The organism is Pseudomonas sp. 21LCFQ010 (assembly GCF_024129905.1).
In the GTDB taxonomy this organism is placed as follows: domain Bacteria; phylum Pseudomonadota; class Gammaproteobacteria; order Pseudomonadales; family Pseudomonadaceae; genus Aquipseudomonas.
The window spans coordinates 179743-202816 of record NZ_JAMYDZ010000006.1; the positions used below are offsets into that span (position 1 = coordinate 179743).

Consider the following 23074-nt stretch of genomic DNA (forward strand, 5'->3'; position numbering starts at 1 on the left):
ATAAGATTAACAAAGATAACTAAAAAGCAAAGGGTCGGCTGTGAATGCTTGCTATCCGACTAAGGCTTTTAAAACATGGACTTAACAAAAAGAGCGGTGCAGTGGTAAAAATAGATAACAAAATTAATGTTCGATTATCGGATGGTTTCCGTTGACGGGCGCCTCGCGCATTTTCATTCTTGCTCCGCAGGCCGCCCCTGAGGCGGCCGACAGCGTTCCAGTACAACAACAATAAATGGACCACGGACATGCCAGACACTCATCCGATGATCAATGGCGCCCGACTGGGTGCTTATCCTCTGCTTCTGCTGGGCCTGTGCAGCCCCGGCCTGCATGCCGAAGGGCTGCTGGAAGACAGCCACGGTACGTTGACCCTGCGCAACTATTATCTGGACCGTGACTACAAGGATGACGGGGCGAAGACCGCAGCTCGAGAGTGGGCGCAGGGTTTCATCCTCAACCTGGAGTCGGGCTACACCCCTGGCAAACTGGGCCTTGGCCTGGACGCCCGCGCCCTGGTGGGGATCAAGCTCGACTCCTCGCCAGAGCGCAGCGGCACCGAGCTGCTACCGGTATCGGCCAGTGACAGGCGCGCGCCGGATGATTACTCGCGGCTGGCCCTGACCGGCAAGCTGCGCTGGGGCCAGACCACGGTGAAGACCGGCGATGTGTCGATCTTCCTGCCGTTCGCCTTTGCCAGCCCGTCGCGCCTGCTGCCACAGACTTTTCGCGGCACCATCCTGACCTCCAAAGATATCGACGGGCTGACCTTCAACGCCGGCTACATCGACCGCATCAACCGGCGCGACTCCACCTCCTATCAGGCGATGGGCATTGCTTCGCCCAACGGCCGCTTCAGAGGCGCGGCGACCACTTCGCACATGAGTTATCTGGGCGGTGACTACCAGTTCAGCAAAGACCTGGGTATCCGCCTCTACCATGCCGAGGTCGACGACCTGTACCGGCAGAGCACCCTGGCGCTGCTGCACAACCAGCCGCTGGGCGACGGCGTGCTGACCACCGACCTGCGCAGTTTCTTCAGCGAAGAGGCCGGCAGCGCCAAGGCTGGCAAGGTCGACAACATCAACGCCTCGGCCTTGCTGGGTTATCGCTTTGGCGGGCACAAGGTCAGCGTGGGCTACATGCATTCGAGCGGCGACACGGCTACGCCCTATGTGTCGGGCACCGAACTGATGGGGATGAGCGAGCTGACCATGGCTTCGGACTTTCTCAATGCCAAAGAACGTACCTGGCAAGCCATCTATGACTACGACTTCGCCGCCCTCGGCGTGCCGGGGCTCAAGAGCCGGCTGCGCTACGTGCGTGGTGACAACATCGAGCTGGCCTCACTGAACGCCGATGACCGCAAGGAACGGGAATTCCAGATGGAGCTGGGTTACGTGATCCAGAGCGGGCCGCTCAAGCAACTGGGCTTTGTGGTGCGCAAGGCGATCTACCGCAACGACTTCCCGGTCGGGGCGGCCTTTCGTGATGAAAACCAGACCCGCTTTCTGGCCACCTACACCTTGCCGCTGTGGTGAGGCGCCTGGTCAGTCTTGATAGACCTTGCGCAGCAGATGCAGCAACTGCTCGCGCTCGGCGTCATCCAGTGCCGAGGTCGAGTCCAGGTCGCTCTGCGCGGCGATCTGCTTCAATTCCTTGAGCAGGGCTTCACCGCCCTTGCTCAGGAAAATGCCGTAAGAGCGTTTGTCCGGCTTACAGCGCACCCGTACCGCCAGCGCACGGCTTTCAAGCTTGTTGAGCAGCGGCACCACCTGCGGCGGCTCGATGGCCAGGGCGCGGGCCAGGTCGGCCTGCATCAGCCCGGGGTTCTGATCGATGATCGCCAGCGCGGAAAACTGCGCCGGGCGCAGGTCATGCACCGCCAGGCGGCCGATCAGGTTCTGGAACAGCTTGAGCTGGGCGCGGCGCAGGGCGTAACCGATCAGGTCGTCCAGCGCGGCATCCAGCGCCGCCGGGGCGCCCGCATCGTCAGGCGCCGCATCGCGGTGCAGCGGTGCTGTGGAGGGCTTGGCCATGGTAAAAGGTCCTGATCTTCAGTTAACAAGGCTATGCAGTTTGCCGTGATCGCCTGGTGAAGGCTACTGCTTACTACCCGCATGAGGTGATCTGACATCCACTGACCGTTGAGCTTTTTCGGTTAACTGGATTAATAGTTAATTGACATAACTAATTTGCCGGGCTAATTTCTGCTCATCGGCACTCCCGGAACACGCCGCCGTTCAGAACAAGCCCCCACCCAGAACAAGAGAGCAACCGACATGAGCAACTACGAAGGCCGCTGGAGCACCGTCAAGGTCGAGATCGAAGAAGGCATCGCCTGGGTCATTCTCAATCGCCCGGAAAAACGCAATGCCATGAGCCCGACCCTGAACCGGGAAATGATCGACGTGCTGGAAACTCTGGAGCAGGATGCCGACGCCGGTGTGCTGGTGCTGACCGGTGCCGGTGAGTCGTGGACCGCCGGCATGGACCTCAAGGAATACTTCCGTGAAACCGACGCCGGCCCGGAAATTCTCCAGGAAAAGATCCGCCGTGAGGCCTCGCAATGGCAGTGGAAGTTGCTGCGCATGTACTCCAAGCCGACCATCGCCATGGTCAATGGCTGGTGCTTCGGCGGTGGTTTCAGCCCGCTGGTGGCCTGTGATCTGGCGATCTGTGCTGACGAAGCGACCTTCGGCCTGTCGGAAATCAACTGGGGCATCCCGCCGGGTAACCTGGTCAGCAAGGCCATGGCCGACACCGTAGGCCACCGCCAGTCGCTGTACTACATCATGACCGGCAAGACCTTCGGCGGTAAAAAAGCCGCTGAAATGGGCCTGGTCAACGAAAGCGTGCCGCTGGCGCAACTGCGCGAAACCACCATCGAACTGGCCCGCAACCTGCTGGAAAAGAACCCGGTGGTGCTGCGCGCCGCCAAGCATGGCTTCAAGCGTTGCCGCGAGCTGACCTGGGAGCAGAACGAAGACTACCTGTACGCCAAGCTCGATCAGTCGCGCCTGCTGGACACCGAAGGCGGTCGCGAGCAGGGTATGAAGCAGTTCCTCGACGAAAAAAGCATCAAGCCGGGCCTGCAAGCCTACAAGCGCTGAGATTCTCGGCGCTACACCGAATCGACATGTGTTCCCGATAAAGACAATAAAGAGGAATCACCATGCTGGACGTGCCTTTGCTGATTGGCGGGCAGTCATTGCCCGCGCGTGACGGTCGCACCTTCGAACGCCGTAATCCGGTGACCGGCGAGCTGGTCTCCAGGGTTGCCGCCGCCACTCTGGAAGACGCCGACGCGGCGGTCGCCGCCGCCCAGGCGGCGTTTCCTGGCTGGTCTGCCCTGGCGCCCAACGAGCGCCGCAGCCGCTTGCTCAAGGCGGCTGACCAGCTTCAGGCCAACAGCGCACGCTTTATCGCGGCCGCTGGCGAAACCGGGGCCATGGCCAACTGGTATGGCTTCAACGTCAAGCTGGCTTCCAATATCCTGCGCGAAGCCGCCTCGATGACCACCCAGATCAACGGTCAGGTCATCCCCTCGGATGTACCGGGCAGCTTCGCCATGGCCTTGCGTCAGCCATGCGGTGTGGTGCTGGGTATCGCCCCCTGGAACGCCCCGGTGATTCTCGCCACGCGGGCCATCGCCATGCCGCTGGCCTGCGGCAATACCGTGGTGCTCAAGGCCTCGGAACTGAGCCCGGCGGTGCACCGGCTGATCGGCCAGATCCTCCATGAAGCCGGGCTCGGCGATGGCGTGGTCAACGTCATCAGCAACGCGCCGGCCGACGCCCCGGCAATCGTCGAACGGCTGATCGCCAACCCCGCCGTACGCCGGGTCAACTTCACCGGCTCGACCCATGTCGGGCGGATCGTCGGCGAGCTGGCAGCCCGCCATCTCAAGCCTGCGCTGCTGGAGCTGGGCGGCAAGGCGCCATTACTGGTGCTCGATGACGCCGACCTGGATGCCGCTGTGGAGGCTGCCGCGTTTGGCGCCTACTTCAATCAGGGGCAGATCTGCATGTCTACCGAGCGGCTGATTGTCGACAGCACGGTCGCCGACACCTTTGTCGACAAGCTGGCCGCCAAGATCGCCACCCTGCGCGCCGGCAACCCGGATGATCCGGCTTCGGTACTCGGGTCGCTGGTCGACGTCAGTGCCGGTGAACGCATTCTTGGCCTCGTCAATGATGCCCTCAGTCAGGGCGCCACCCTGGTGGCGGGCGGGCAGTGCAGCGGCAGCATCATGCAGCCGACCCTGCTCGATCGGGTGACCGACAGCATGCGCCTGTACCGCGAAGAGTCTTTCGGCCCGGTGGCGGTGGTGCTGCGCGCAGAGGGCGACGAAGCGTTGCTGCGTCTGGCCAACGACTCGGAGTTCGGCTTGTCGGCGGCGATCTTCAGCCGCGACACCAGCCGTGCCCTGGCGCTGGCCCAGCGGGTCGAGTCGGGGATCTGCCATATCAACGGCCCGACCGTGCACGACGAAGCGCAAATGCCGTTCGGCGGGGTCAAGTCCAGCGGCTACGGCAGTTTCGGCGCCAGCGCCTCGGTGGATTTCTTTACCCAGTTGCGCTGGGTCACCCTGCAGAACGGCCCACGGCATTACCCGATCTAGCGCCAACAGGCACCCGATCGTGCGCCCCTGACAAAAACAAGACGCCCGCCGGCCTCGATGGAGGAACAGCAAGTGAATCCGCAACCCGCAACTGCCCGGCCCGCCCAGGCACGCTATCGCCAGGTGTCTATCGGGCACCCCGAAGTAGAGGTCACCCAGAGCCAGGGCGTGGTGCATATCCGCACCCTGGAAGCTTTGGCCGACCGTCCCGCACGGCTGCTCGACCGTCTGCTGCACTGGGCCGATGTGCGCGGCCAGCAAACCTTTATTGCCGCCCGCGATGCGCAAGGCCAATGGCAGCACGTCAGTTATGCACAGATGCTGGCTGACGTACGCGCCATCGCCCAGAGCCTGTTGGGCTATGGCCTGAGCGCCGAGCGACCGCTGGCGCTGCTGTCAGGCAACGATATCGAACACCTGAAGATTGCCTTGGGCGCCATGTATGCCGGCGTTCCTTACTGCCCGGTGTCGCCGGCCTATTCGCTGCTGTCCCAGGATTTCGCCAAGCTGCGGCATGTCTGTGAAGTGTTGCAGCCCGGTCTGGTATTCGTCAGCGACAGCGCGCCCTACCAGAAGGCCATCGACGCGGTGCTGGCAGCGGATGTGCCGGTCATCAGCGTGCGCGGCGAGGTCGCTGGCAGGGTCGGCATCCGCTTCGCCAGCCTGCTTGAACAGCCTGGCGGTGCCGAAGCCGATGCCGCGTTTGCTGCCACCGGGCCAGACAGCATTGCCAAGTTCCTGTTCACCTCAGGCTCCACCAAGCTGCCCAAGGCGGTGATTACCACCCAGCGCATGCTCTGCGCCAACCAGCAGATGCTGTTGCAGACCTTTCCGGTGTTCGGCGAAGAGCCGCCGGTGCTGGTCGACTGGTTGCCGTGGAACCACACCTTCGGTGGCAGCCATAACCTGGGCATCGTGCTGTACAACGGCGGGACCTTTTACCTGGATAACGGCAAGCCTACCGCCCAGGGCTTTGCCGAGACCCTGCGCAACCTCAAGGAAATCTCGCCCACCGCCTACCTGACCGTACCCAAGGGTTGGGAGGAGTTGGTCAATGCACTGGAACAAGACGCGGAATTGCGTGAGCGGTTCTTTGCCCGCATGAAACTGTTCTTCTTCGCCGCCGCCGGGTTGTCGCAGAGCATCTGGGACCGCCTGGACCGGGTCGCGGAACAGCACTGCGGCGAGCGGATCCGCATGATGGCCGGGCTGGGCATGACCGAAGCCTCGCCGTCTTGCACCTTCACCACCGGACCGCTGTCCCAGGCCGGCTACATCGGTTTGCCGGCGCCGGGTTGCGAAGTGCGGCTGGTGCCGGTGGACGGCAAGCTGGAAGGGCGCTTTCGCGGCCCGCACATCATGCCCGGCTACTGGCGCTCGGCGCAGCAGACCGCCGAGGCCTTCGATGAGCAAGGCTTCTATTGCTCGGGCGACGCCCTGAAACTCGCTGACCCTGCCGACCCGCAACTGGGCCTGATGTTCGACGGGCGGATTGCCGAAGACTTCAAGCTGTCGTCGGGGGTGTTTGTCAGCGTCGGGCCGCTGCGCAATCGGGCCGTGCTGGAAGGCTCGCCCTATGTGCAGGACATCGTGGTCACCGCCCCCGACCGCGAATGCCTTGGCGCACTGGTATTCCCGCGCCTGCATGAGTGCCGGCAGCTGGCCGGCCTGGACGCCAGCGCCAGCGATGCTCAGGTGCTGGCCAGCCCCGCCGTGCGCCAGTGGTTTGCGGCCTGGCTAAGGCGCCTGAACAAAGACGCCAGCGGCAATGCCAGCCGCCTGGAGTGGGTCGCACTGCTGGCCGAAGCGCCTTCGATTGACCGTGGCGAAATCACCGACAAGGGCACGATCAACCAGCGTGCCGTGCTGCAGTGGCGCGCCAGCCTGGTCGAGGCGCTGTACCGGGGTGAAGACGCCTCGATCCTGCGCGCCGAAGCGCTGCTGCCAGGCACACCGGCATGAACCGCGCCGGCCAGTACTCGGCGTTTTCCGACGTGGCGATTTTCGCTGCCTTGCGCACCCCCTGGGCAGACCTGGGCGGTGCGCTGGCTCAAGTGTCACCGATCGATCTGGGGATCAAGGTCGGTCGCGGTGTACTGGCGCAGGCCGGCTTGCAGGCAGCCGATGTCGACAGCGTGCTGGCCGGCTCCATGGCCCAGGCCAGCTTTGATGCCTACCTGCTGCCCCGGCATATCGGCCTGTACAGCGGCGTGCCGCAGCAGGTTCCGGCACTGGCGGTGCAGCGGATCTGTGCCACCGGTTTCGAACTGCTGCGCCAGGCGGCCATACAAGTGGGCGAAGGCGCGCAATTGGCGCTGTGCGTGGCGGCCGAATCGATGTCGCGCAACCCGATTGCCGCCTACACCCACCGCGACGGCTTTCGTCTGGGCGGCGAAGTGGGGTTCAAGGACTTTCTCTGGGAGGCGTTGCACGATCCGGCACCGGGCATCGATATGATCGCCACCGCTGATCGTCTCGCTGTGCGCTATGAGCTGGCGCGCGAGGCGGTAGACAGCTACGCCTTGCAAAGTCACCAACTGACGCTGCAAGCACAGGCCAGCGGCTGGCTGGCGGAAGAAATTCTGCCGGTCAGCAACGAATGCTTCGAGCTGGCCGGCTATCAGCCACGCGGCATCCGCTTGCCGCGCGGAGTCGAGAGCGTCAGCCAGGACAGCCACCCGCGCAGCACCGAACTGGCCGCCCTGGCACGGCTGCGGGCGGTGCATGAGGGCGGGGTGCAGACCGCTGGCAATAGCTGCGCGGTGGTCGATGGCGCGGCGGCTGCATTGGTTGGCCCTGCATCGGCTGCCCGCCGCCCAGCATTGGCCTGGCTGCGCGCCAGTGCGGTGGTCGGCGTAGCCCCTGAATACATGGGCATCGGTCCTGCGCCGGCGATCCGCCTGCTGTTGCAGCGCAGCGGCCTGCAACTGCATGACATCGGCTTGCTGGAAATCAACGAAGCCCAGGCCGCCCAGGTACTGGCCGTGGCCCGTGAGCTGGAACTGGACGGCGAACGGCTCAACTGCCGGGGTGGCGCCATCGGCCTCGGCCATCCGTTAGCCGCCAGCGGCTTGCGCCTGGTGCTGAGCCTGGCCCGGCAACTGCGCGACAACAACCTGCGCTATGGCATTGCCGCGGCCTGTGTCGGCGGCGGGCAGGGCATGGCGGTGCTGATCGAAAACCCGGATTGGCAACACTGAGAACATGACCGGCAAAGGAGATTGCCATGTGGACTTACCAGGCCCCACTGCGCGACATGCAGTTCGTCCTTGAACACTGGCTCGATGCCCCACAGGCCTGGCGCCAGAGCGCCGCTTTCGACGGGCTCGATACACCACTGGCCATGCAGGTGCTGGAGCAGGCCGGGCTGTTCTGCAGTGAGGTGCTGGCGCCACTCAATGCCAGCGGCGACCGCCAGGGCTGCCGCTTCACGGACGGCAAGGTGCAGACCCCGGACGGTTTTGCCCAGGCCTATCGCGCTTATGTCGAAGGCGGCTGGCCGGCCTTGGCGTGCGCTGCAGAGCTGGGCGGCCAAGGGCTGCCGCAGGTTCTGGAGGCGGCGCTGCAGGAAATGCTCTACGCCAGCAATCACGCCTGGGCGATGTACACCGGCATCGCCCATGGCGCCTACCTGTGCCTCAAGCATCACGCCCCGCAGTGGGTCCAGAGCCGCTACCTGCCGGATATCGTCAGCGGGCAGGCACTGGCGACCATGTGCCTGACCGAGCCACAGGCTGGCAGCGACGTCGGCCTGCTGCGTTGCCGCGCCCTACCCCAGGCTGATGGCAGCCATGCGCTGAGCGGCAACAAGCTGTTCATCTCCGGTGGCGAGCAGGACCTGAGCGGCAACATCCTGCACCTAGTGCTGGCCCGTTTGCCAGACGCAGCGGCCGGCAGCCGGGGCATTTCGCTGTTTCTGGTGCCCCGGCAACTGGATGACGGCCGACTCAACGGGGTGCGCTGTGACGGCATCGAACACAAAATGGGCATCAAAGGCAGTGCCACTTGTTCATTGGTCTTCGAAGAGGCCCAAGGCTGGCTGATCGGCCAGCCGCATCAGGGGCTGGCGGCGATGTTCGTGATGATGAACTCGGCCCGCCTGCATGTCGGCCTGCAAGGCCTGGGGCATACCGAGGCGGCCTGGCAGAACGCCTTGCAGTACGCCGGCGAACGCCGGCAAATGCGTGCACCACAACGTCCGGACGGGGTGGCGGCCAGTGCCGCCGACCCCTTGCACTACCACCCGGCGATGCGCCGCACCCTGCTGGAGCTGCGCGCGATCAGCGAAGGCTTGCGGGCGGCCGGCTATTGGGCCGCGCATCTGCTCGATCAGGCCGAACAGGCCAGCGAAGCGCAAGCCCGCGCCCAGGCGGCGCAACTGAGCGGGCTGCTGACGCCGATCATCAAGGCGTACTTCACCGAACAGGGGTTTCGCCAGGCCAGTCAGGCGTTACAGGTGTTTGGTGGCTACGGCTATGTGGCGGAGTTTGCGATCGAGCAGACCCTGCGCGACAGCCGCATCGCCATGATTTACGAAGGCACCAACGAGATTCAGGCCAACGACCTGCTGCTGCGCAAAGTACTTGGCGATCACGGCGAGGCGCTGCAACAGTGGTTGCACATCCTGGATGAAGAAGCGCGACTGGCGATCGCCGTACCCCCATGCAACGCGCTGGGTGTCGAGTTGCAGCGGCGGGCTGAGAGCCTGACGCAGGCCTGGCATGGCGTCGTGCAGCACAGCGCCGAGGACGCCGAATACCCTTACCGCGCCGCCGGCGACTTCCTGAAGCTGTGCGGCCTGACCCTGCTGGCGTTTGCCTGGTGCCGTGCGGCGCGGGTGGCGCAGAACCTGCCCGCCAGCGACCCGCAACGCAGCGCCAAGCTGCAAACCGCGCAGTTCTTTTTCACCTGGCTGCTGCCCGAAGCCGACCGGCATCTGGCCGGGCTCTACAGTGCGCGCAGCCCGTTGCCGTTTCTGGGCACTGCCAGCTGAGCTACCATAGCCGCCTCTCGACTCACGGAAGCTGCCTGGATGAGCAAGCCTGGCCAAACGGTATTGGTTGCGTTGCGCAAGATGATCGCCTCAGGCGAGCTGCCAGCCGGCGAACGGCTGATGGAAGTGCCCACCGCCGAGTTGTTCGGCGTATCACGCATGCCGGTGCGCATGGCGTTTCGGACCCTGGAGCAGGAGGGCTTGCTGGTCCGCCATGGCGGGCGCGGCTTTCAGGTGCGCTCGGTCAGTACCCAGGACATTGCCGGTGCAGTTGAAGTGCGCGGTGTGCTCGAGGGCCTGGCTGCCCGGCAAAGCGCCGAACGCGGCCTGACTCCACAGGCGTGCGAGCAGTTGCAGAGGTGCCTGGCCGAGGGGGACGCACTGTTCGACAAGGGCTACGTGACCGAGCAGGATCTGGAGGTCTATCACGACCTGAACATGCGCTTTCACCAGGTCATCGTCGAAGGCAGCGGCAACCCGGCGATTGCCGACGCATTGGCCCGCAACGACCACCTGCCGTTTGCCTCGGTCAGCGCCCTGGCGGTGGACCGTAACGACATGGCCCGCGAATACCGGCGCTTCAACTACGCGCACATGCAGCATCACGCAATCGTCGATGCCCTGATCAGCCGCCAGGGGGCGCGGGCCGAAGCGCTGATGCGTGAGCACGCCAACGCCACCCTGCGCTATGCCGAGATTTTCAGCGCCTCGTCTGCCGAACGCCTGAAGGTCATCCAGCGCCCGGACTGAGTGCGCGGCCAACACGCAACCTCGCATGAGGGGCTTTAGCCGCAATACTGTCCACTTAGGCACTGTATGCCCCCGGTGGGAGCGACCTTGGTCGCGAAGAGGGCGGCACATTCGCAGCAGATGTAGTGTTTTTACTGGCCTCTTCGCGAGCAGAGCTCGCTCCCACTGTGGGCATACAGTGCTTAAGTGACCAGTATTGGCTTTAGCCGCAATACTGTTCAGTTTAGTGCTTTATGTCCCCGGCCGGCTGATCCCATAGAGATTTCGTACTGTACTGCCGCTAGCGCTTGAGCATTGCCCGGATATCCGCCAGGGCGTTGTTGCCCCGTGCGGCCTTGACCTCTACCGGCTGTTCTTCCTGGCCTTCCCAGGCGAGGTCGTCCGGCGGCAGTTCGTCGAGGAAGCGGCTGGGCGTGCAGTCGATGATTTCGCCGTATTGCTTGCGCTTGGCGGCAAAAGTGAAGGCCAGGGTCTGGCGGGCGCGGGTGATGCCCACATAAGCCAGGCGGCGCTCTTCTTCGATGGTGTCGGCTTCGATGCTGGAGCGGTGCGGAAGAATTTCTTCTTCCATGCCCATGATGAACACGTAAGGAAACTCCAGGCCCTTGGAAGCATGCAGGGTCATCATCTGCACGCCTTCAGCGCCGTCTTCTTCTTCCTGCTGGCGTTCGAGCATGTCGCGCAGCACCAGCTTGCCGATCGCCTCTTCGATGGTCATCTCGCCATCTTCGTCTTTTTCCAGGGTGTTCTTCAGCGCCTCGATCAAAAACCACACGTTACCCATGCGGTAGTCGGCGGCCTTGTCACTGGAGCTGTTCTGGCGAATCCAGTTCTCGTAGTCGATGTCCATGACCATGCTGCGCAGGGCGGCGATGGGGTCGTTTTGTGCGCACTGCTGGCGCACGCCGTCCATCCAGCGTTTGAAGCGTTGCAGGCGGTCGGTGTAGCGGCTGTCGAGGTGTTCGCCAAGGCCCATTTCATCGGTGGCGGCGTACATCGAAATCTTGCGTTCGGTGGCGTAGTTGCCGAGCTTTTCCAGGGTTGTGGAGCCGATTTCCCGACGCGGCACGTTGATCACCCGCAAGAAGGCGTTGTCGTCGTCGGGGTTGACCAGCAGGCGGAAGTAGGACATCAGGTCCTTCACTTCCTGGCGGCTGAAAAAGCTGGTGCCGCCGGACAGACGATACGGCACCTGGTGGTGTTGCAGCTTCAGCTCGATCAGCTTGGCCTGGTAGTTGCCGCGATACAGAATCGCGAAATCGCTGTAGGGCCGTTCGGTGCGCAGGTGCAGGGTAAGGATTTCCATCGCCACCCGTTCAGCCTCGGCCTCTTCGTTGCGGCAGCGGATCACGCGGATTTCATCGCCGTGCCCCATCTCCGACCACAGTTGCTTCTCGAAGGCGTGCGGGTTGTTGGCGATCAGCACGTTGGCGCAGCGCAGAATGCGACTGGTAGAGCGGTAGTTCTGCTCAAGCATCACCACCTTGAGCGACGGGTAGTCGTCCTTGAGCAGCATCAGGTTTTCCGGCCGTGCGCCGCGCCAGGCATAGATCGACTGATCGTCGTCGCCGACCACGGTGAACTGGTTGCGCGTGCCGATCAGCATTTTCACCAGCAGGTACTGGCTGGCGTTGGTGTCCTGGTATTCGTCCACCAGCAGGTAGCGCACGCGGTTCTGCCATTTCTCCAGAATGTCGGCGTGCTCCTGGAACAGCTTGACCGGCAGCAGGATCAGGTCGTCGAAGTCCACCGCGTTGTAAGCCTTGAGGGTGCGCTGGTAGTGGGCGTAGACGATGGCGGCGGTCTGCTCCTTGGGGCCGCGGGCATTGGCCAGGGCTTCTTCGGGCAGAATCAGGTCGTTCTTCCACGAGCCGATGACGTTCTTGATTTCGTCGACGCCGTCGTCGCCGGCGTACTCCTTCTGCATGATGTCAGTCAGCAGGGCCTTGATGTCGCCTTCATCGAAGATCGAGAAGCCCGGCTTGTAACCCAGCCGCGAATGCTCCTTGCGGATGATGTTCAGGCCCAGGTTATGGAAGGTCGAGACCGTCAGGCCGCGGCCTTCGCCCTTGCGCAGCAAGGTGCCGACCCGCTCTTTCATCTCTCGGGCGGCCTTGTTGGTAAAGGTCATGGCCACGATGTACTGGGCACGCACGCCGCAGTTCTGGATCAGATGGGCAATCTTGCGCGTAATCACGCTGGTCTTGCCGGAACCTGCCCCGGCGAGCACCAGAAGCGGCCCGCCGACGTAGTTCACGGCTTCCTGCTGCCGGGGGTTGAGTCGGGACATGAGAGATAGGACGGGTCATGGACGAATGGCCGGGCATTTTAACAGGCTCGCGGCAATGTGCAGCGACCTTCAAGCGTTTTGCACCGATGGCCTATCTTAATTTCTTGGTTTTGTTACATTTGCGCATAGCACTCAATTACGTGCAGCCGACACCTCATGTCGAGGTGCGTCGCCCCCTTGTTTTTCTTCGGAATAGGGAGTCAGCTTGTCAACGCCTGTCGAGCCCTTGCGGTTACTGCTGCTGGTTCATGAACCAGCCTGGCTGGTACGGCTGAATTCCTGCGTTGCGGCGTTGCCCAGCGATATCGTGTTGCAGCAGATCGCAGACTGGCAGGTTGACGGCGCCAGCTACGCTGGCGAGCGTCATACGGTGCTGCTGACCACCCCAGAGCTGCAACCGGCGGCCGGCACCTGCAACGTCCCGATCGTGATGCTGCTGGATGTCGAGCCCGATGCCCCGCTGGCGGGTGTCAGCGACTGGCTGGTGGGCGACAGCCTGAGCCCCGATGCACTGCGCCGCTGCCTGCGCCACGTTGGTGAACGCGCGCACCTGGAGGACACGCTACAGCGTCTGGCGGAACAGGACCCGTTGACCGGCATCGCCAACCGTCAGGGCTTCCAGACTCTGCTGACGGCCCGCTTGGCTGAATCGGGCAGCGCCGGGCTGGCGCTCGGGCATCTGGACCTCGACAATTTCCGCCGTGCCAACGATGCGCTGGGCCATCAGGCCGGCGACCGGCTGATTCTGCAAGTGGTGACACGGCTCAAGCGGCAACTGGACGTCAACGACCAGGTCGCCCGCCTGGGCAGCGACGAGTTCGCCTTGCTGATCGACACCCGCGACGCACCGCAACGCGCCGCGCAAGTGGCCGAGCGGATTATCGAGGCGTTGTCCGAACCCTACTGGGTCGATGGCGAAAGCCTGCTGATCGGCTGCAGCCTGGGGGTTGCTCACGCCCGCAGCGGTTTCGGTGCCGACCCTTTGATGTGGCACGCGCATATCGCCATGCGCCAGGCCAAGAGTCGGCAGGGCTGTACCTGGCATCAGTTTGACGAACACATCAACCGCAATGCCCGCAGCCTGGCCGACCTCGAAGCCGAACTGCGCCGTGCGTTGCGCCGCGACGAGCTGGAGCTGCACTACCAGCCGCGGCTGTGCATGACCAGCGGGCGGATTGTCGGCCTCGAAGCGCTGGTGCGCTGGCGCCATCACGAGCGCGGGTTGTTGCCGCCCAGTGAGTTCGTGCCGCTGGCCGAGCAGAGCGGCCTGATCGTGCCGTTGGGGTACTGGGTGATCTTCCGGGCCCTGCGTGACATGCGCGTCCTGCGCGAGCAGGGCATCGAGCCGTTGCACATGGCGGTCAATCTGTCGTTTCGCCAGTTCCAGGACAGCCAGTTGCTCGACACCCTCAGCCGCCTGATTGCCGAGCAAGGCATCGATGCCCGCTGGCTGGAGTTCGAACTGACCGAAACCGCAGTGATGCGCCGCAGTGATCTGGTCAGCAAGACCATGGATGCCTTGCGCGTGCTGGGTGTGCGTTTTTCGCTGGACGACTTCGGCACTGGCTTCTCATCTTTTGTGCACCTCAACAGCCTGCCGATTACCCTGCTCAAAATCGACCGCAGCTTCGTCGGTGAAATGGAACAGCGCGAAGAGAATCGCAAGCTGGTCCACGCGATGATTAACCTGGCGCACAACCTGGGGCTTGAAGTGGTCGCCGAGGGCATCGAAACCCCGGCGCAACTGGCCCTGCTGCGCGAGTTCGGCTGCGATCAGGCCCAAGGGTTTCTGATTCAGCGGCCGCTGCCTATTCTGCAACTGACCGATTATCTATTGGCCGACCAAGGCCGGACGGTGCTCGGCGGGGTTTGATGTTCAGGCGGCCTTTGCCGGTTGCCTGTCAGCCCTGCGCAGCATCTTGGCCATACGCCGCTCGAACGCCCAGGTCAGGGTCGCCGCCGCGCACAACAGCCCCAGCGCCAGCCCCCACCACACACCTTCGGCGCCGGCCGGGCTCTGGAAGCCCAACAGCCAGGCCGCCGGCGCGGCAATCAGCCAATAACAGCCCAGGCCAATCAGGAAGGTGGTCTTGGCGTCCTTGAGACCGCGAATCGCGCCCATGGCGATGGTCTGGGTGCCATCGAACAGTTCGAACCAGGCAGCAATCGCCAGCAATTTCACCGCCAGGACCACGATGTCATTGAAAGCCGGATCGTTGATGTCCAGAAACAGTCCGACGATGGTGCGGGGGGCCAGCCAGAACAGCAGGGCAAACAGCAGCATCAATGCGCCGCCGAACCCGATGCCCACCCGGCCAGCCGTGCGTGCCATGAGCAAATCACCGGCGCCGTAGTGCTTGCCGATGCGCATGGTCACCGCATAGGAAATCCCTACCGGAATCATGAAGGCCATGGAAATGGTCTGCAGGGCGATCTGGTGCGCGGCCATCTGGGTGGTGCCCAGCGCGCCCATACAAAAGGCGGCGAAGGTGAACAGCCCGACCTCCACCGCATAAGTGCCGCCAATCGGCAGGCCCAGGCGCCATAGCTCGCTCAGATGGCTGCGCGACAATGTGCCGAGGCCGGCCCGGATCGGGTAGGCGTCATAGGCCGGATGCCGACGGATGTGCAGCGCCAGGGCAATGGCCATGGCGTTGGTGACCACCGCAGTGACCAGCCCGATACCCCACAGGCCAAGATGCGGCAAGCCGAACCAGCCTTCGATCAGCGCGTAGTTGAGAACAAAGTTGGCCGCAGCGCCCACCAGGCTGATGACCATCACCGGCCCGGCCCGGCCCAGCGCGCTGGTAAAACCGCGCAGGGCCATGAAACTGAGCAGGCCCGGCAGCGCCAGCGGCAAGGTGCTGAGGAACTGCATGGCCATGTGCACGTTGTTCGGGGTCTGGCCGAAATGCAGCAGCAGCGGTTCGAGGTTCCACAGCACCACGGCCGCCACTACCGCCATGCCCCAGGCCAGCCACAGCCCGGCCTGGGTCAGCCGGGTGGCGCCCTCGGTGTCGCCGGCGCCCTGGCGGATCGCGACCAGCGTGCCGACCGCCGCCATCACCCCGATGCAGAAAAAGGTCACGAAGTTATAGGTCGCCGCGCCCAGACCGCCGCCGGCCAGCGCGTCGGGGCCGAGTTTGCCCATCATCACCGTGTCGGTGAAGACCATCAGCATGTGCGCCAATTGCGAGGCGATCAGCGGCCCTGCCAGGCGCAGGATGGTCCAGAGTTCCTTGAGGGCAGCCGGCTGCATATTTTTTCAGGCTCGATTCGATAAAAGGATAAACGCTGCCTATTCTGGGCAGTATGGCGTTTGGACACCAACTAATAAGTTCGTTCCTCTGCCCGCTTGAACCTCCAGGTGGCCTGTGAGGCTGAAGCGACTGTGCAACTAGCCATGCAACTAAATCTTCAACAGTTACAGACAGATACGCAATCGTTTGCGATTATCCGCGCGGCCCGCTCAAGTATGTGCCCGCGAGGCCGAATCCATTGCATGGAGCTGTCGATCTCAAGGAAATATTCCCTTCAACATAATATTGCTGGACGGCGCTGCCCCGGATGGGTAGTCGGACGCTTCAGTATGGAGTTGCCATGTCCAAGCCTCGTGCCCGGATTGCCTCTCAGTTAGGTATTGCCCTGACCATCATCCTCGCGGTGGTGATCAGTTGCAGCACCCTTTTTGCCCTGCGCTCGCTCGATGCTGCCAACCTGGTCATCCGCGAAGAACACCTGGCCAGCGAATCACGCTTGCTGTCTGACCAGCTCAACACCTTTCATACCACGCTTCGTGACAGTACCCAGCGTCTGGCGGGCCTGTTCGAAAAGCGCTTTTCCTCGGGTCTGACCTTGCAGACCGGCACCACCTACACAGTGGCCGGCACGCAAACTCCGGGTCTGTTTCTCGATGGTCAGCCACTGAACAACGAGTTCAGTGAAGTCGATGACTTCCGCCGCCTCACGGCGGGTGTGGCGACGGTGTTCGTGCGCAGCGGCGATGATTTCGCGCGGATCAGCACCTCGCTGATGAAGCAGGACGGTTCCCGCGCCATCGGCACCTTGCTCGACCGTCAGGGCCAGGCCTATGCACGGTTGATGGCCGGTCAGGAATATGTGGGCAAGGCCGTGTTGTTTGGCCGTTACTACATGACCCAGTACAGCCCGGTGCGCGACAGCAGTGGCAAGATCATCGCCGCGCTGTTCGTCGGCTTTGACTACACCGATGCGCAGAACGCCCAGTTCGAAGACCTGAAGAACTTCCGTATCGGCAAGACCGGCTCGCTGGCGCTGCTCGATGATCAAGGCAAATGGCTGGTGCCGCCGGCCGGCGTCAAGGCGGCGGAACAGGCCGGCAAGGCAGTGGCCGAAGCCGTCAAGCAGCCTGGCAAGGGGCAGTACTGGCAAGACACCGACGAGACCTTCTACAGCGTTGGCGCTCCTTTCAGCGGTGGGCCCTGGACAGTGGTGGCGAGCATGCCTAAGGACGAGATCGCCTCGGTGACCTGGAGCGTCGGCACCCAACTGGCAATCGGCAGCCTGCTGGCCATGCTGATTGCGGTGGGCGGTGCAATCTGGCTGCTGCGCAGCAAACTGCGGCCGCTGTCGGAACTGGTACGCCAGGCCGAAGCGCTGGGGTCGGGCAACCTGAAGGTGCGTCTGGCGGTGACCAGCCACGATGAAATCGGCCTGCTGGCCGGCAGCTTCAACACCATGGGTGAAGCCCTGTCGAACATGGTCGAGCACATTCGTACCGCGTCGCGGCAGGTCAGCGACCGTGCCCATGCCCTTTCTGGGCTGTCCAGCGGTGCCTACGCCGGCATGGAGCAGCAGTCCGGGGAAATCACCAGCATGGCCGGTGCGGTGGAAGAGTTCAGCGCCACCTCGCTGAACATCGCCGACAACATGAAAGACACCGAGCGCATGGCCCAGGAAAACGCTCGCCAGACCCGCATTGGGCGCAGCTCAATGGACGAAGCCTCGGCTTCGCTGCAACAGATCGCGGCATCCTTGAACAGCACCGCCAAGGTGGTCGATACCCTGGGGCAGCGGTCTCAGGAAATCGGCAGCATCGTCGGGGTGATCACCTCGATCGCCGAGCAGACCAACCTGCTGGCACTGAACGCGGCCATCGAAGCGGCACGTGCCGGTGAGCAGGGGCGCGGTTTCGCCGTGGTCGCCGATGAAGTGCGCAGCCTGGCTTCGCGCACCCGTCAGGCCACCGACGAAATCTCGACCATGATCGCCAGCATCCAGCAGGAAACCGGCGTGGCCATCAACACCATGCAGCAAGGCAACTCGCTGATGCAGGACGGCCTGGCGCGTAACGCCAAGGTCGCCGAAGCCCTGGCTCAGATCGACGAACAAAGCCGCTCGGCCGGCCAGCAGTTCGCCGCCATTACCACCGCTACGCAGGAGCAAAGCAGCACCGCCACGGCGCTGAGCGGCAACCTGCAAAGCATCGCCATGACCAACGGCGAACAGCGTGAAGTGGTTGCCAACCTGGCCGTGACCGCCAAGGAACTCAACGACCTGGCGGCTGAATTGCTGGGCGAGGTGGATCGCTTCAGGTAAGTCGATGGGTTGAGTCAATGGCGCTGGCGGGTCTCAGTCGAGGCCCTCCAGCAGGCCGTCCCCGCGCAGCAGATCGACAATCACGTTTTCGTCGACCGCGTACACGCCTCTGGATGCTTTCCAGACCAGCTTCTTCTCTTGCAGGGCAATAAGCGCCTGCTGGACACCGGGTACTTCGACCCTTATCTCGGCTGGATCAATGCCTGCTCGCTGCATCGCCTTGGCATACAGCTCCATGGTTGGTGCTTCAAAGGGCGCATAGTCTTCGCCCTTGGCGCTCATCACACGAATCACTGCAGACTGGATAGGCGTGAGGCTGTGGATGACTTTCTTGAGGTTGGCATTGAGCTCCTCTGCCTGAGCGCGTACCAGCTCTGCAAAGCGCTCCGGGACGTTTTCCGGGGCCAGCATCAGATCGAAGCGAATTTCATCGGCAGCGGCGCCGAGCAATTCCGGGCGATAGCCACTTTCCTGAAACAGCACAAAAACATTGGCGGGATCGAGTGGCTGGGGCAGATCCACATGAGTGCAAAACCACTCAACGAAGTCCCTGTCCAGTGTCGGGAACGGCACCATCGCGGCGCCAAAGAACGCCTGGTCCTTGCTATTGCGCAACATGGCCAGCTTGTCACGGTTCGACCCGGTGCAAACCACCCGCAGGCCATGGTGTTTCGAGCTGTTGAGCTCATCCCTGGCGGCTTTGAGCGCAAAAAGGGCAGCTACGCCTTCGTCGGTGGTGATCGCGTGCTGGGCCTCATCGATCATCAGCACAATCATCTGCCTGGATTCATCCGAGAGCGCGGTGAGTGCCGTGGTCAGGTCAATGTCTTTGCCCATGCCTATCTTGTCCAGGCTGAAACTCAATCCGCCCACGGTGACTTTATCCATGCCGCTGGCCTTCGCCAGGCGGGTGATGTAGCCCTGGTTACGGCCAATGGTTTCACGTACGGCATCGACGATGACGACCCCAGGGTCCTTGGTCAGGTCTTTCCACAGGTCGGCGTACAGCACGATGGCGCCGGCTGCCTCAAGCGCGGGACGCAGATCTTCTCGCGCGAAGGTCGACTTGCCCGTACGCCTGGGGGCCGCAAGAAATACCCCTGAGCTTGCCGCACTGCCAACAGCAACCTGCATGATCAATTTGGCAAGTCGCTGCGCCAGGGCCGGGCGGTGGTAGAGGATTTCAGTAGACATCACCAACCTCTCAATGCTGCTCTATAGGGAATTATAGAGCGATTATAGAGCAATTATAGAAAGGCGTGCGCAGGCAGTTTATAGCTATTTATAGAGAACTATAGAGTGATTATAGACAAGTGACCGCAGGGCCTGGACTGACACTTTATGGTGTCTCTTTGTGATAGCTTAAGTGTCATTAGGTATCATCTGGTTAAACCTTATGAAAGGCTATTTTCCCGTCCAGAGCACCACGCTGCTGTACCGGATCGGTCTTCTGGTCAAACAGGCACGCCTGCGTATGGCCATGAGACAGATCGATCTTGCTCAGAGGGCCGATATCTCGCTACGCACGATCCGCCATATCGAAGCGGGTAAGGCCGATGGAGTTTCGCTGCGTGATTTCATGCTGGTCTTGTTCACCGTCGGGGTTTCGGATCGGGTGTTCCAGGCACTGCAGGAAGACCCGGTGTTCGAGACCGAAGAGCTGGAAGCCAACAGCGACAGAAGGGTACGTCTGGCACGCAGTCGGGCAGAGGATTTTTGATTGTCCGAGTGGTGCAAGACTGCTGGCCTGACCATCTGGGCGCGACAAGCCCCGCCGTTCAGGGCGGGGAAGGATAGCGCGGACGGCGTAGCCGTCCCCGGTTGAAGTAACACGGCGACACAGATGCCCTTCTACGGCGGTATTTCGTTACAAAGACCCCGTGGGCATGCACCTTGAAAACACCGTGCCGTCCGCGCCTAATGTCGTCTCCATTGCTCATGGCTCAAGAGCAGCATGCAACGACTTCAAGCCTTCAAGTACGAACTCATGCCAGACGGCCGGCAGGAGCGGCAAATGCGCCGCTTTGCGGGTTCCTGTCGCTTCGTCTTCAACAAGGCGCTGGCGTTGCAGAAGGTGCGCCACGAGCAAGGCGAGAACAAGCTCGGCTATGCGGGCCTATGCAAGTTGCTGACCGAGTGGCGCCATAGCCCGCAAACCGCATGGCTGGCCGATGCGCCTGTTCACCCATTGCAACAGAGCCTCAAGGATCTGGAACGGGCCTACACCAATTTCTTCGCCAAGCGAGCCGACTTTCCCCGGTTCAAGAAGAAGGGGCAGAACAACAGCTTGCGCTATCCCGACCCGAAACAGATCAAGCTTGACCAGACCAACAGCCGCCTGTTCTTGCCCAAGCTGGGCTGGCTGCGCTACCGCAACAGCCGCGAGGTGCCTGGCACGGTGAAGAACATCACCGTGAGCCAGTCGTGTGGCAAGTGGTTCGTGAGCATCCAGACTGAACGCGAGATCGATGAGCAGCCCACGGCGCAGGGTGCGGCAGTCGGCATCGACATGGGCATTGCCCGGTTCGCCACGCTTTCGGATGGCTCGTTCTACGCACCCCTCAACAGCTTCAAACGCCATGAAACCGCGCTGTGCAAAGCGCAGCAGGCGATGAGCCGCAAGGTCAGATTCAGCCGCAACTGGAACAAGGCAAAAGCCTGCGTCCAGCGCATTCACTCGCGCATTGGCAATGCCCGCCGCGACTACCTGCACAAGTGCTCCACCACGATCAGCCAAAACCACGCGATGGTGTGTATCGAGGACTTGCAGGTACGCAATATGTCCAGGTCGGCGGCAGGCACGGCAGAGGCACCGGGAAGAAACGTTCGGGCCAAGTCTGGCCTGAACAGGGCCATCCTCGATCAGGGCTGGTTCGAGTTCCGCCGCCAACTGGACTACAAGCTGGCGTGGCGCGGCGGCTGGCTGATTGCCGTGCCGCCGCAAAATACCAGCCGCAGGTGCCCTTGTTGCGGCCATGTGTCGGCGGCCAACCGCCAGACGCAAGCGCTGTTCAGGTGCGTGGGATGTGGTTTCGAAGGCAACGCCGATGTGGTCGGGGCGATCAATGTACTAAGGGCGGGACACGCCCGGTTAGCCTGTGAAGTGAGCGCAGAGGTCATGGCGCCAGCAGCAGGAACCCACCGAAGCGACTCGGGGGCGGCTCGGTGCCGCGCCTGAGCGCCGTAGGAATCTCCGGCCTTCAGGCCGGGGAGGATGTCAATAGCGGTCTACTTGCTCGCCGGCCGATACTGCAACGCCTCGGCCACATGGCTACGTTCAATCGCGTCTTTGTGTTCCAGATCAGCCAGGGTGCGCGCCACTTTCAACAAACGGTGCGCCGCACGCAGTGACAGGGTCAGGCGCTCGCAGGCGGTCTCCAGCCATCTTTCATCGGCTGTGGATAACGTGCAGTGGCTGCGCAGGCCGGGCAGGTCGAGAAAGGCGTTGGCGCAGCCCTGACGCTGCAACTGGCGGTCCCGCGCTGCGGCCACCTTGGCTGCCGCGCTGGCGGTGGTTTCGCCGCTTGCTGGCAAGGCGGTGAGGCTGGTGGCTTCGCGGGCCACGGTCAGGTGCAGGTCGATACGGTCCAGCAACGGGCCGGACAGCTTGTTGCGATAACGCTGGATCTGATCGGTGGAGCAGCGGCAGCGACCACTGGGCTCGCCAAGGTATCCACAAGGGCAGGGGTTCATTGCCGCCACCAGTTGAAAACGCGCCGGGAAGCGCACCCGGTCGCGGGCGCGGGACACCACGATATGGCCTGATTCCAGCGGCTCGCGCAGTACCTCCAGCACCCGGCGGTCGAACTCCGGCAGCTCGTCAAGAAACAAGATTCCGTGGTGTGCCAAGGTTATCTCGCCAGGTTGTGGGCGGCTGCCACCGCCGACCAGTGCCGGCCCGGATGCCGAGTGATGGGGCTGGCGAAACGGCCTGAGCGGCCAGCTGTTCAACGGCACCTGGCTGGCCACCGAATGAATCGCCGCCACCTCCAGCGCTTCGCGCTCATCCAGCGGCGGCAACAGCCCTGGTAAACGGCTGGCCAACAAGGTCTTGCCGGTGCCCGGCGGGCCGCTGAACAGCAGGTTATGCCCGCCCGCTGCCGCCACCACCAACGCCCGTTTGGCCGCCAGTTGCCCCTGAACCTCACTGAGGTCCGGGTACGGCTGGGCCTGGGGCAACAGGCCATTGGCGCGATAGGGCGTCATCGGCGTCTGACCATTGAAATGCGCGACCAGCTCGCGCAGGTGATTGACCGCAATCACCGTCAGCCCGGAGGCCAGGCAGGCTTCCTCGGCATTGGCGGCCGGGACGATCAGCGTCCGCTGCGCCTCACGGGCCGCCAGCGCAGCGGGCAGAACGCCCTGCACCGGCCGCACCGCGCCAGACAACGCCAGCTCACCCAGGCACTCGATGTCTTGCAGCGCAGTGAGCGGAATCTGGCCGTTGGCACCCAGCAGGCCCAGGGCAATGGCCAGGTCGAAGCGCCCGCCGTCCTTGGGCAGATCGGCCGGGGCGAGGTTGAGGGTGATGCGCCGGTCGGGAAACTTCAGCCCGGAATTGACGATGGCACTGCGCACCCGGTCCTTGCTTTCCTTGACTGCACCTTCGGGCAGGCCGACCAGGGTCAGGGTCGGCAGGCCATTGGACAAGTGGGTTTCAACGGTGACGGCAGGTGCTTGTACGCCGACCTGAGCGCGGCTATGAACGATGGCGAGGGACATCCGATCTTCCTTGATGAAGCGGGAAGGGAGATCGTGGGGGATTTACAAGATCGGCAGGCAAATCAATCGCTACAGGGTGCCCGCAAGCCTTACCAAATGTATCCATTCTGACGGCACT

General features: G+C 63.0%; 16 protein-coding genes and 1 pseudogene. 11 read left to right on the forward strand and 6 right to left on the reverse strand.

All coding sequences use genetic code 11. The features are described 5' to 3' along the window. Window positions 1-266: 266 nt before the first annotated feature. A complete protein-coding gene (locus NJC38_RS10070) occupies window positions 267-1541 on the forward strand; it encodes an OprD family porin (protein ID WP_253114229.1) in 1275 nt (424 codons plus the stop codon). A gap of 9 nt (window positions 1542-1550) precedes the next feature. Here the strand turns inward: NJC38_RS10070 and NJC38_RS10075 are convergent, their stop codons facing one another. Next, window positions 1551-2039, reverse strand: coding sequence for a MarR family transcriptional regulator (locus tag NJC38_RS10075; protein WP_253114018.1), 489 nt, complete (start codon window positions 2037-2039; stop codon window positions 1551-1553). Between the two features lie 243 nt (window positions 2040-2282). On the opposite strand from NJC38_RS10075, the gene NJC38_RS10080 reads away from it, so the two are divergent. From NJC38_RS10080 to NJC38_RS10105, 6 genes are all read left to right on the forward strand, one after another. After that, window positions 2283-3113 carry a p-hydroxycinnamoyl CoA hydratase/lyase gene (locus NJC38_RS10080; protein ID WP_045484997.1) on the forward strand — a complete coding sequence of 277 codons (831 nt, stop codon included), beginning with the start codon at window positions 2283-2285 and terminating at the stop codon, window positions 3111-3113. A 62-nt stretch (window positions 3114-3175) separates the two neighbouring features. Continuing rightward, window positions 3176-4624, forward strand: coding sequence for an aldehyde dehydrogenase (locus NJC38_RS10085; protein ID WP_253114021.1), 1449 nt, complete (start codon window positions 3176-3178; stop codon window positions 4622-4624). Window positions 4625-4696: 72 nt separating this feature from the next. Then, entirely contained in the window at window positions 4697-6586 is a 1890-nt protein-coding gene (locus NJC38_RS10090; RefSeq protein WP_253114031.1) for a feruloyl-CoA synthase, read from the forward strand. Further along, window positions 6583-7824, forward strand: a complete 1242-nt coding sequence (locus NJC38_RS10095) for a thiolase family protein (protein ID WP_253114034.1) — start codon at window positions 6583-6585, stop codon at window positions 7822-7824. The genes NJC38_RS10090 and NJC38_RS10095 overlap by 4 nt, the downstream gene beginning before the upstream one ends. A gap of 26 nt (window positions 7825-7850) precedes the next feature. Continuing rightward, complete coding sequence (locus NJC38_RS10100) at window positions 7851-9617, forward strand: acyl-CoA dehydrogenase (RefSeq protein WP_253114036.1); 1767 nt, start codon at window positions 7851-7853, stop codon at window positions 9615-9617. A 39-nt stretch (window positions 9618-9656) separates the two neighbouring features. Continuing rightward, entirely contained in the window at window positions 9657-10367 is a 711-nt protein-coding gene (locus NJC38_RS10105; RefSeq protein WP_253114038.1) for a GntR family transcriptional regulator, read from the forward strand. 280 nt (window positions 10368-10647) lie between these two features. Here NJC38_RS10105 and rep read toward each other — a convergent pair whose 3' ends face one another. Further along, window positions 10648-12657, reverse strand: coding sequence for a DNA helicase Rep (rep, locus tag NJC38_RS10110; protein ID WP_253114041.1), 2010 nt, complete (start codon window positions 12655-12657; stop codon window positions 10648-10650). Window positions 12658-12862: 205 nt separating this feature from the next. Here rep and NJC38_RS10115 point away from each other — a divergent pair, with 205 nt between their 5' ends. Then, window positions 12863-14530, forward strand: coding sequence for a bifunctional diguanylate cyclase/phosphodiesterase (locus NJC38_RS10115; protein WP_253114052.1), 1668 nt, complete (start codon window positions 12863-12865; stop codon window positions 14528-14530). Between the two features lie 3 nt (window positions 14531-14533). Here NJC38_RS10115 and NJC38_RS10120 read toward each other — a convergent pair whose 3' ends face one another. Then, on the reverse strand, window positions 14534-15916 hold the full coding sequence (locus NJC38_RS10120) for a NorM family multidrug efflux MATE transporter (protein ID WP_045484980.1): 1383 nt from the start codon (window positions 15914-15916) through the stop codon (window positions 14534-14536). Window positions 15917-16257: 341 nt separating this feature from the next. Between NJC38_RS10120 and NJC38_RS10125 the strand changes: the two genes are divergently transcribed. Then, window positions 16258-18234, forward strand: coding sequence for a methyl-accepting chemotaxis protein (locus tag NJC38_RS10125; protein WP_253114054.1), 1977 nt, complete (start codon window positions 16258-16260; stop codon window positions 18232-18234). Window positions 18235-18267: 33 nt separating this feature from the next. On the opposite strand, the gene NJC38_RS10130 is transcribed toward NJC38_RS10125, so the two are convergent. Next, on the reverse strand, window positions 18268-19428 hold the full coding sequence (locus NJC38_RS10130) for an ATP-binding protein (RefSeq protein ID WP_253114056.1): 1161 nt from the start codon (window positions 19426-19428) through the stop codon (window positions 18268-18270). 202 nt (window positions 19429-19630) lie between these two features. Between NJC38_RS10130 and NJC38_RS10135 the strand changes: the two genes are divergently transcribed. After that, the gene (locus NJC38_RS10135; RefSeq protein ID WP_253114058.1) at window positions 19631-19954 is read left to right on the forward strand and encodes a helix-turn-helix domain-containing protein; all 324 of its coding nucleotides are present in this window, start codon (window positions 19631-19633) and stop codon (window positions 19952-19954) included. Window positions 19955-20084: 130 nt separating this feature from the next. On the opposite strand, the pseudogene NJC38_RS10140 reads toward NJC38_RS10135, so the two are convergent. After that, window positions 20085-20174 (reverse strand): annotated as a pseudogene (locus tag NJC38_RS10140) (IS200/IS605 family transposase); the annotation flags it as partial. A gap of 14 nt (window positions 20175-20188) precedes the next feature. Here NJC38_RS10140 and NJC38_RS10145 point away from each other — a divergent pair. Further along, window positions 20189-21412 carry a transposase gene (locus tag NJC38_RS10145; protein WP_253114060.1) on the forward strand — a complete coding sequence of 408 codons (1224 nt, stop codon included), beginning with the start codon at window positions 20189-20191 and terminating at the stop codon, window positions 21410-21412. Between the two features lie 50 nt (window positions 21413-21462). On the opposite strand, the gene NJC38_RS10150 is transcribed toward NJC38_RS10145, so the two are convergent. Further along, window positions 21463-22956 carry a YifB family Mg chelatase-like AAA ATPase gene (locus tag NJC38_RS10150; RefSeq protein ID WP_253114062.1) on the reverse strand — a complete coding sequence of 498 codons (1494 nt, stop codon included), beginning with the start codon at window positions 22954-22956 and terminating at the stop codon, window positions 21463-21465. Between the last annotated feature and the right edge of the window lie 118 nt (window positions 22957-23074).

Bases quoted from the DNA above. Each gene is read 5' to 3' on its own strand.
- NJC38_RS10070 (WP_253114229.1), top strand. From the start codon at position 267: ATGATCAATGGCGCCCGACTGGGTGCTTATCCTCTGCTTCTGCTGGGC.
- NJC38_RS10075 (WP_253114018.1), bottom strand. From the start codon at position 2,039: ATGGCCAAGCCCTCCACAGCACCGCTGCACCGCGATGCGGCGCCTGAC.
- NJC38_RS10080 (WP_045484997.1), top strand. From the start codon at position 2,283: ATGAGCAACTACGAAGGCCGCTGGAGCACCGTCAAGGTCGAGATCGAA.
- NJC38_RS10085 (WP_253114021.1), top strand. From the start codon at position 3,176: ATGCTGGACGTGCCTTTGCTGATTGGCGGGCAGTCATTGCCCGCGCGT.
- NJC38_RS10095 (WP_253114034.1), top strand. From the start codon at position 6,583: ATGAACCGCGCCGGCCAGTACTCGGCGTTTTCCGACGTGGCGATTTTC.
- NJC38_RS10100 (WP_253114036.1), top strand. From the start codon at position 7,851: ATGTGGACTTACCAGGCCCCACTGCGCGACATGCAGTTCGTCCTTGAA.
- NJC38_RS10105 (WP_253114038.1), top strand. From the start codon at position 9,657: ATGAGCAAGCCTGGCCAAACGGTATTGGTTGCGTTGCGCAAGATGATC.
- rep (WP_253114041.1), bottom strand. From the start codon at position 12,657: ATGTCCCGACTCAACCCCCGGCAGCAGGAAGCCGTGAACTACGTCGGC.
- NJC38_RS10120 (WP_045484980.1), bottom strand. From the start codon at position 15,916: ATGCAGCCGGCTGCCCTCAAGGAACTCTGGACCATCCTGCGCCTGGCA.
- NJC38_RS10125 (WP_253114054.1), top strand. From the start codon at position 16,258: ATGTCCAAGCCTCGTGCCCGGATTGCCTCTCAGTTAGGTATTGCCCTG.
- NJC38_RS10130 (WP_253114056.1), bottom strand. From the start codon at position 19,428: ATGTCTACTGAAATCCTCTACCACCGCCCGGCCCTGGCGCAGCGACTT.
- NJC38_RS10135 (WP_253114058.1), top strand. From the start codon at position 19,631: ATGAAAGGCTATTTTCCCGTCCAGAGCACCACGCTGCTGTACCGGATC.
- NJC38_RS10145 (WP_253114060.1), top strand. From the start codon at position 20,189: ATGCAACGACTTCAAGCCTTCAAGTACGAACTCATGCCAGACGGCCGG.
- NJC38_RS10150 (WP_253114062.1), bottom strand. From the start codon at position 22,956: ATGTCCCTCGCCATCGTTCATAGCCGCGCTCAGGTCGGCGTACAAGCA.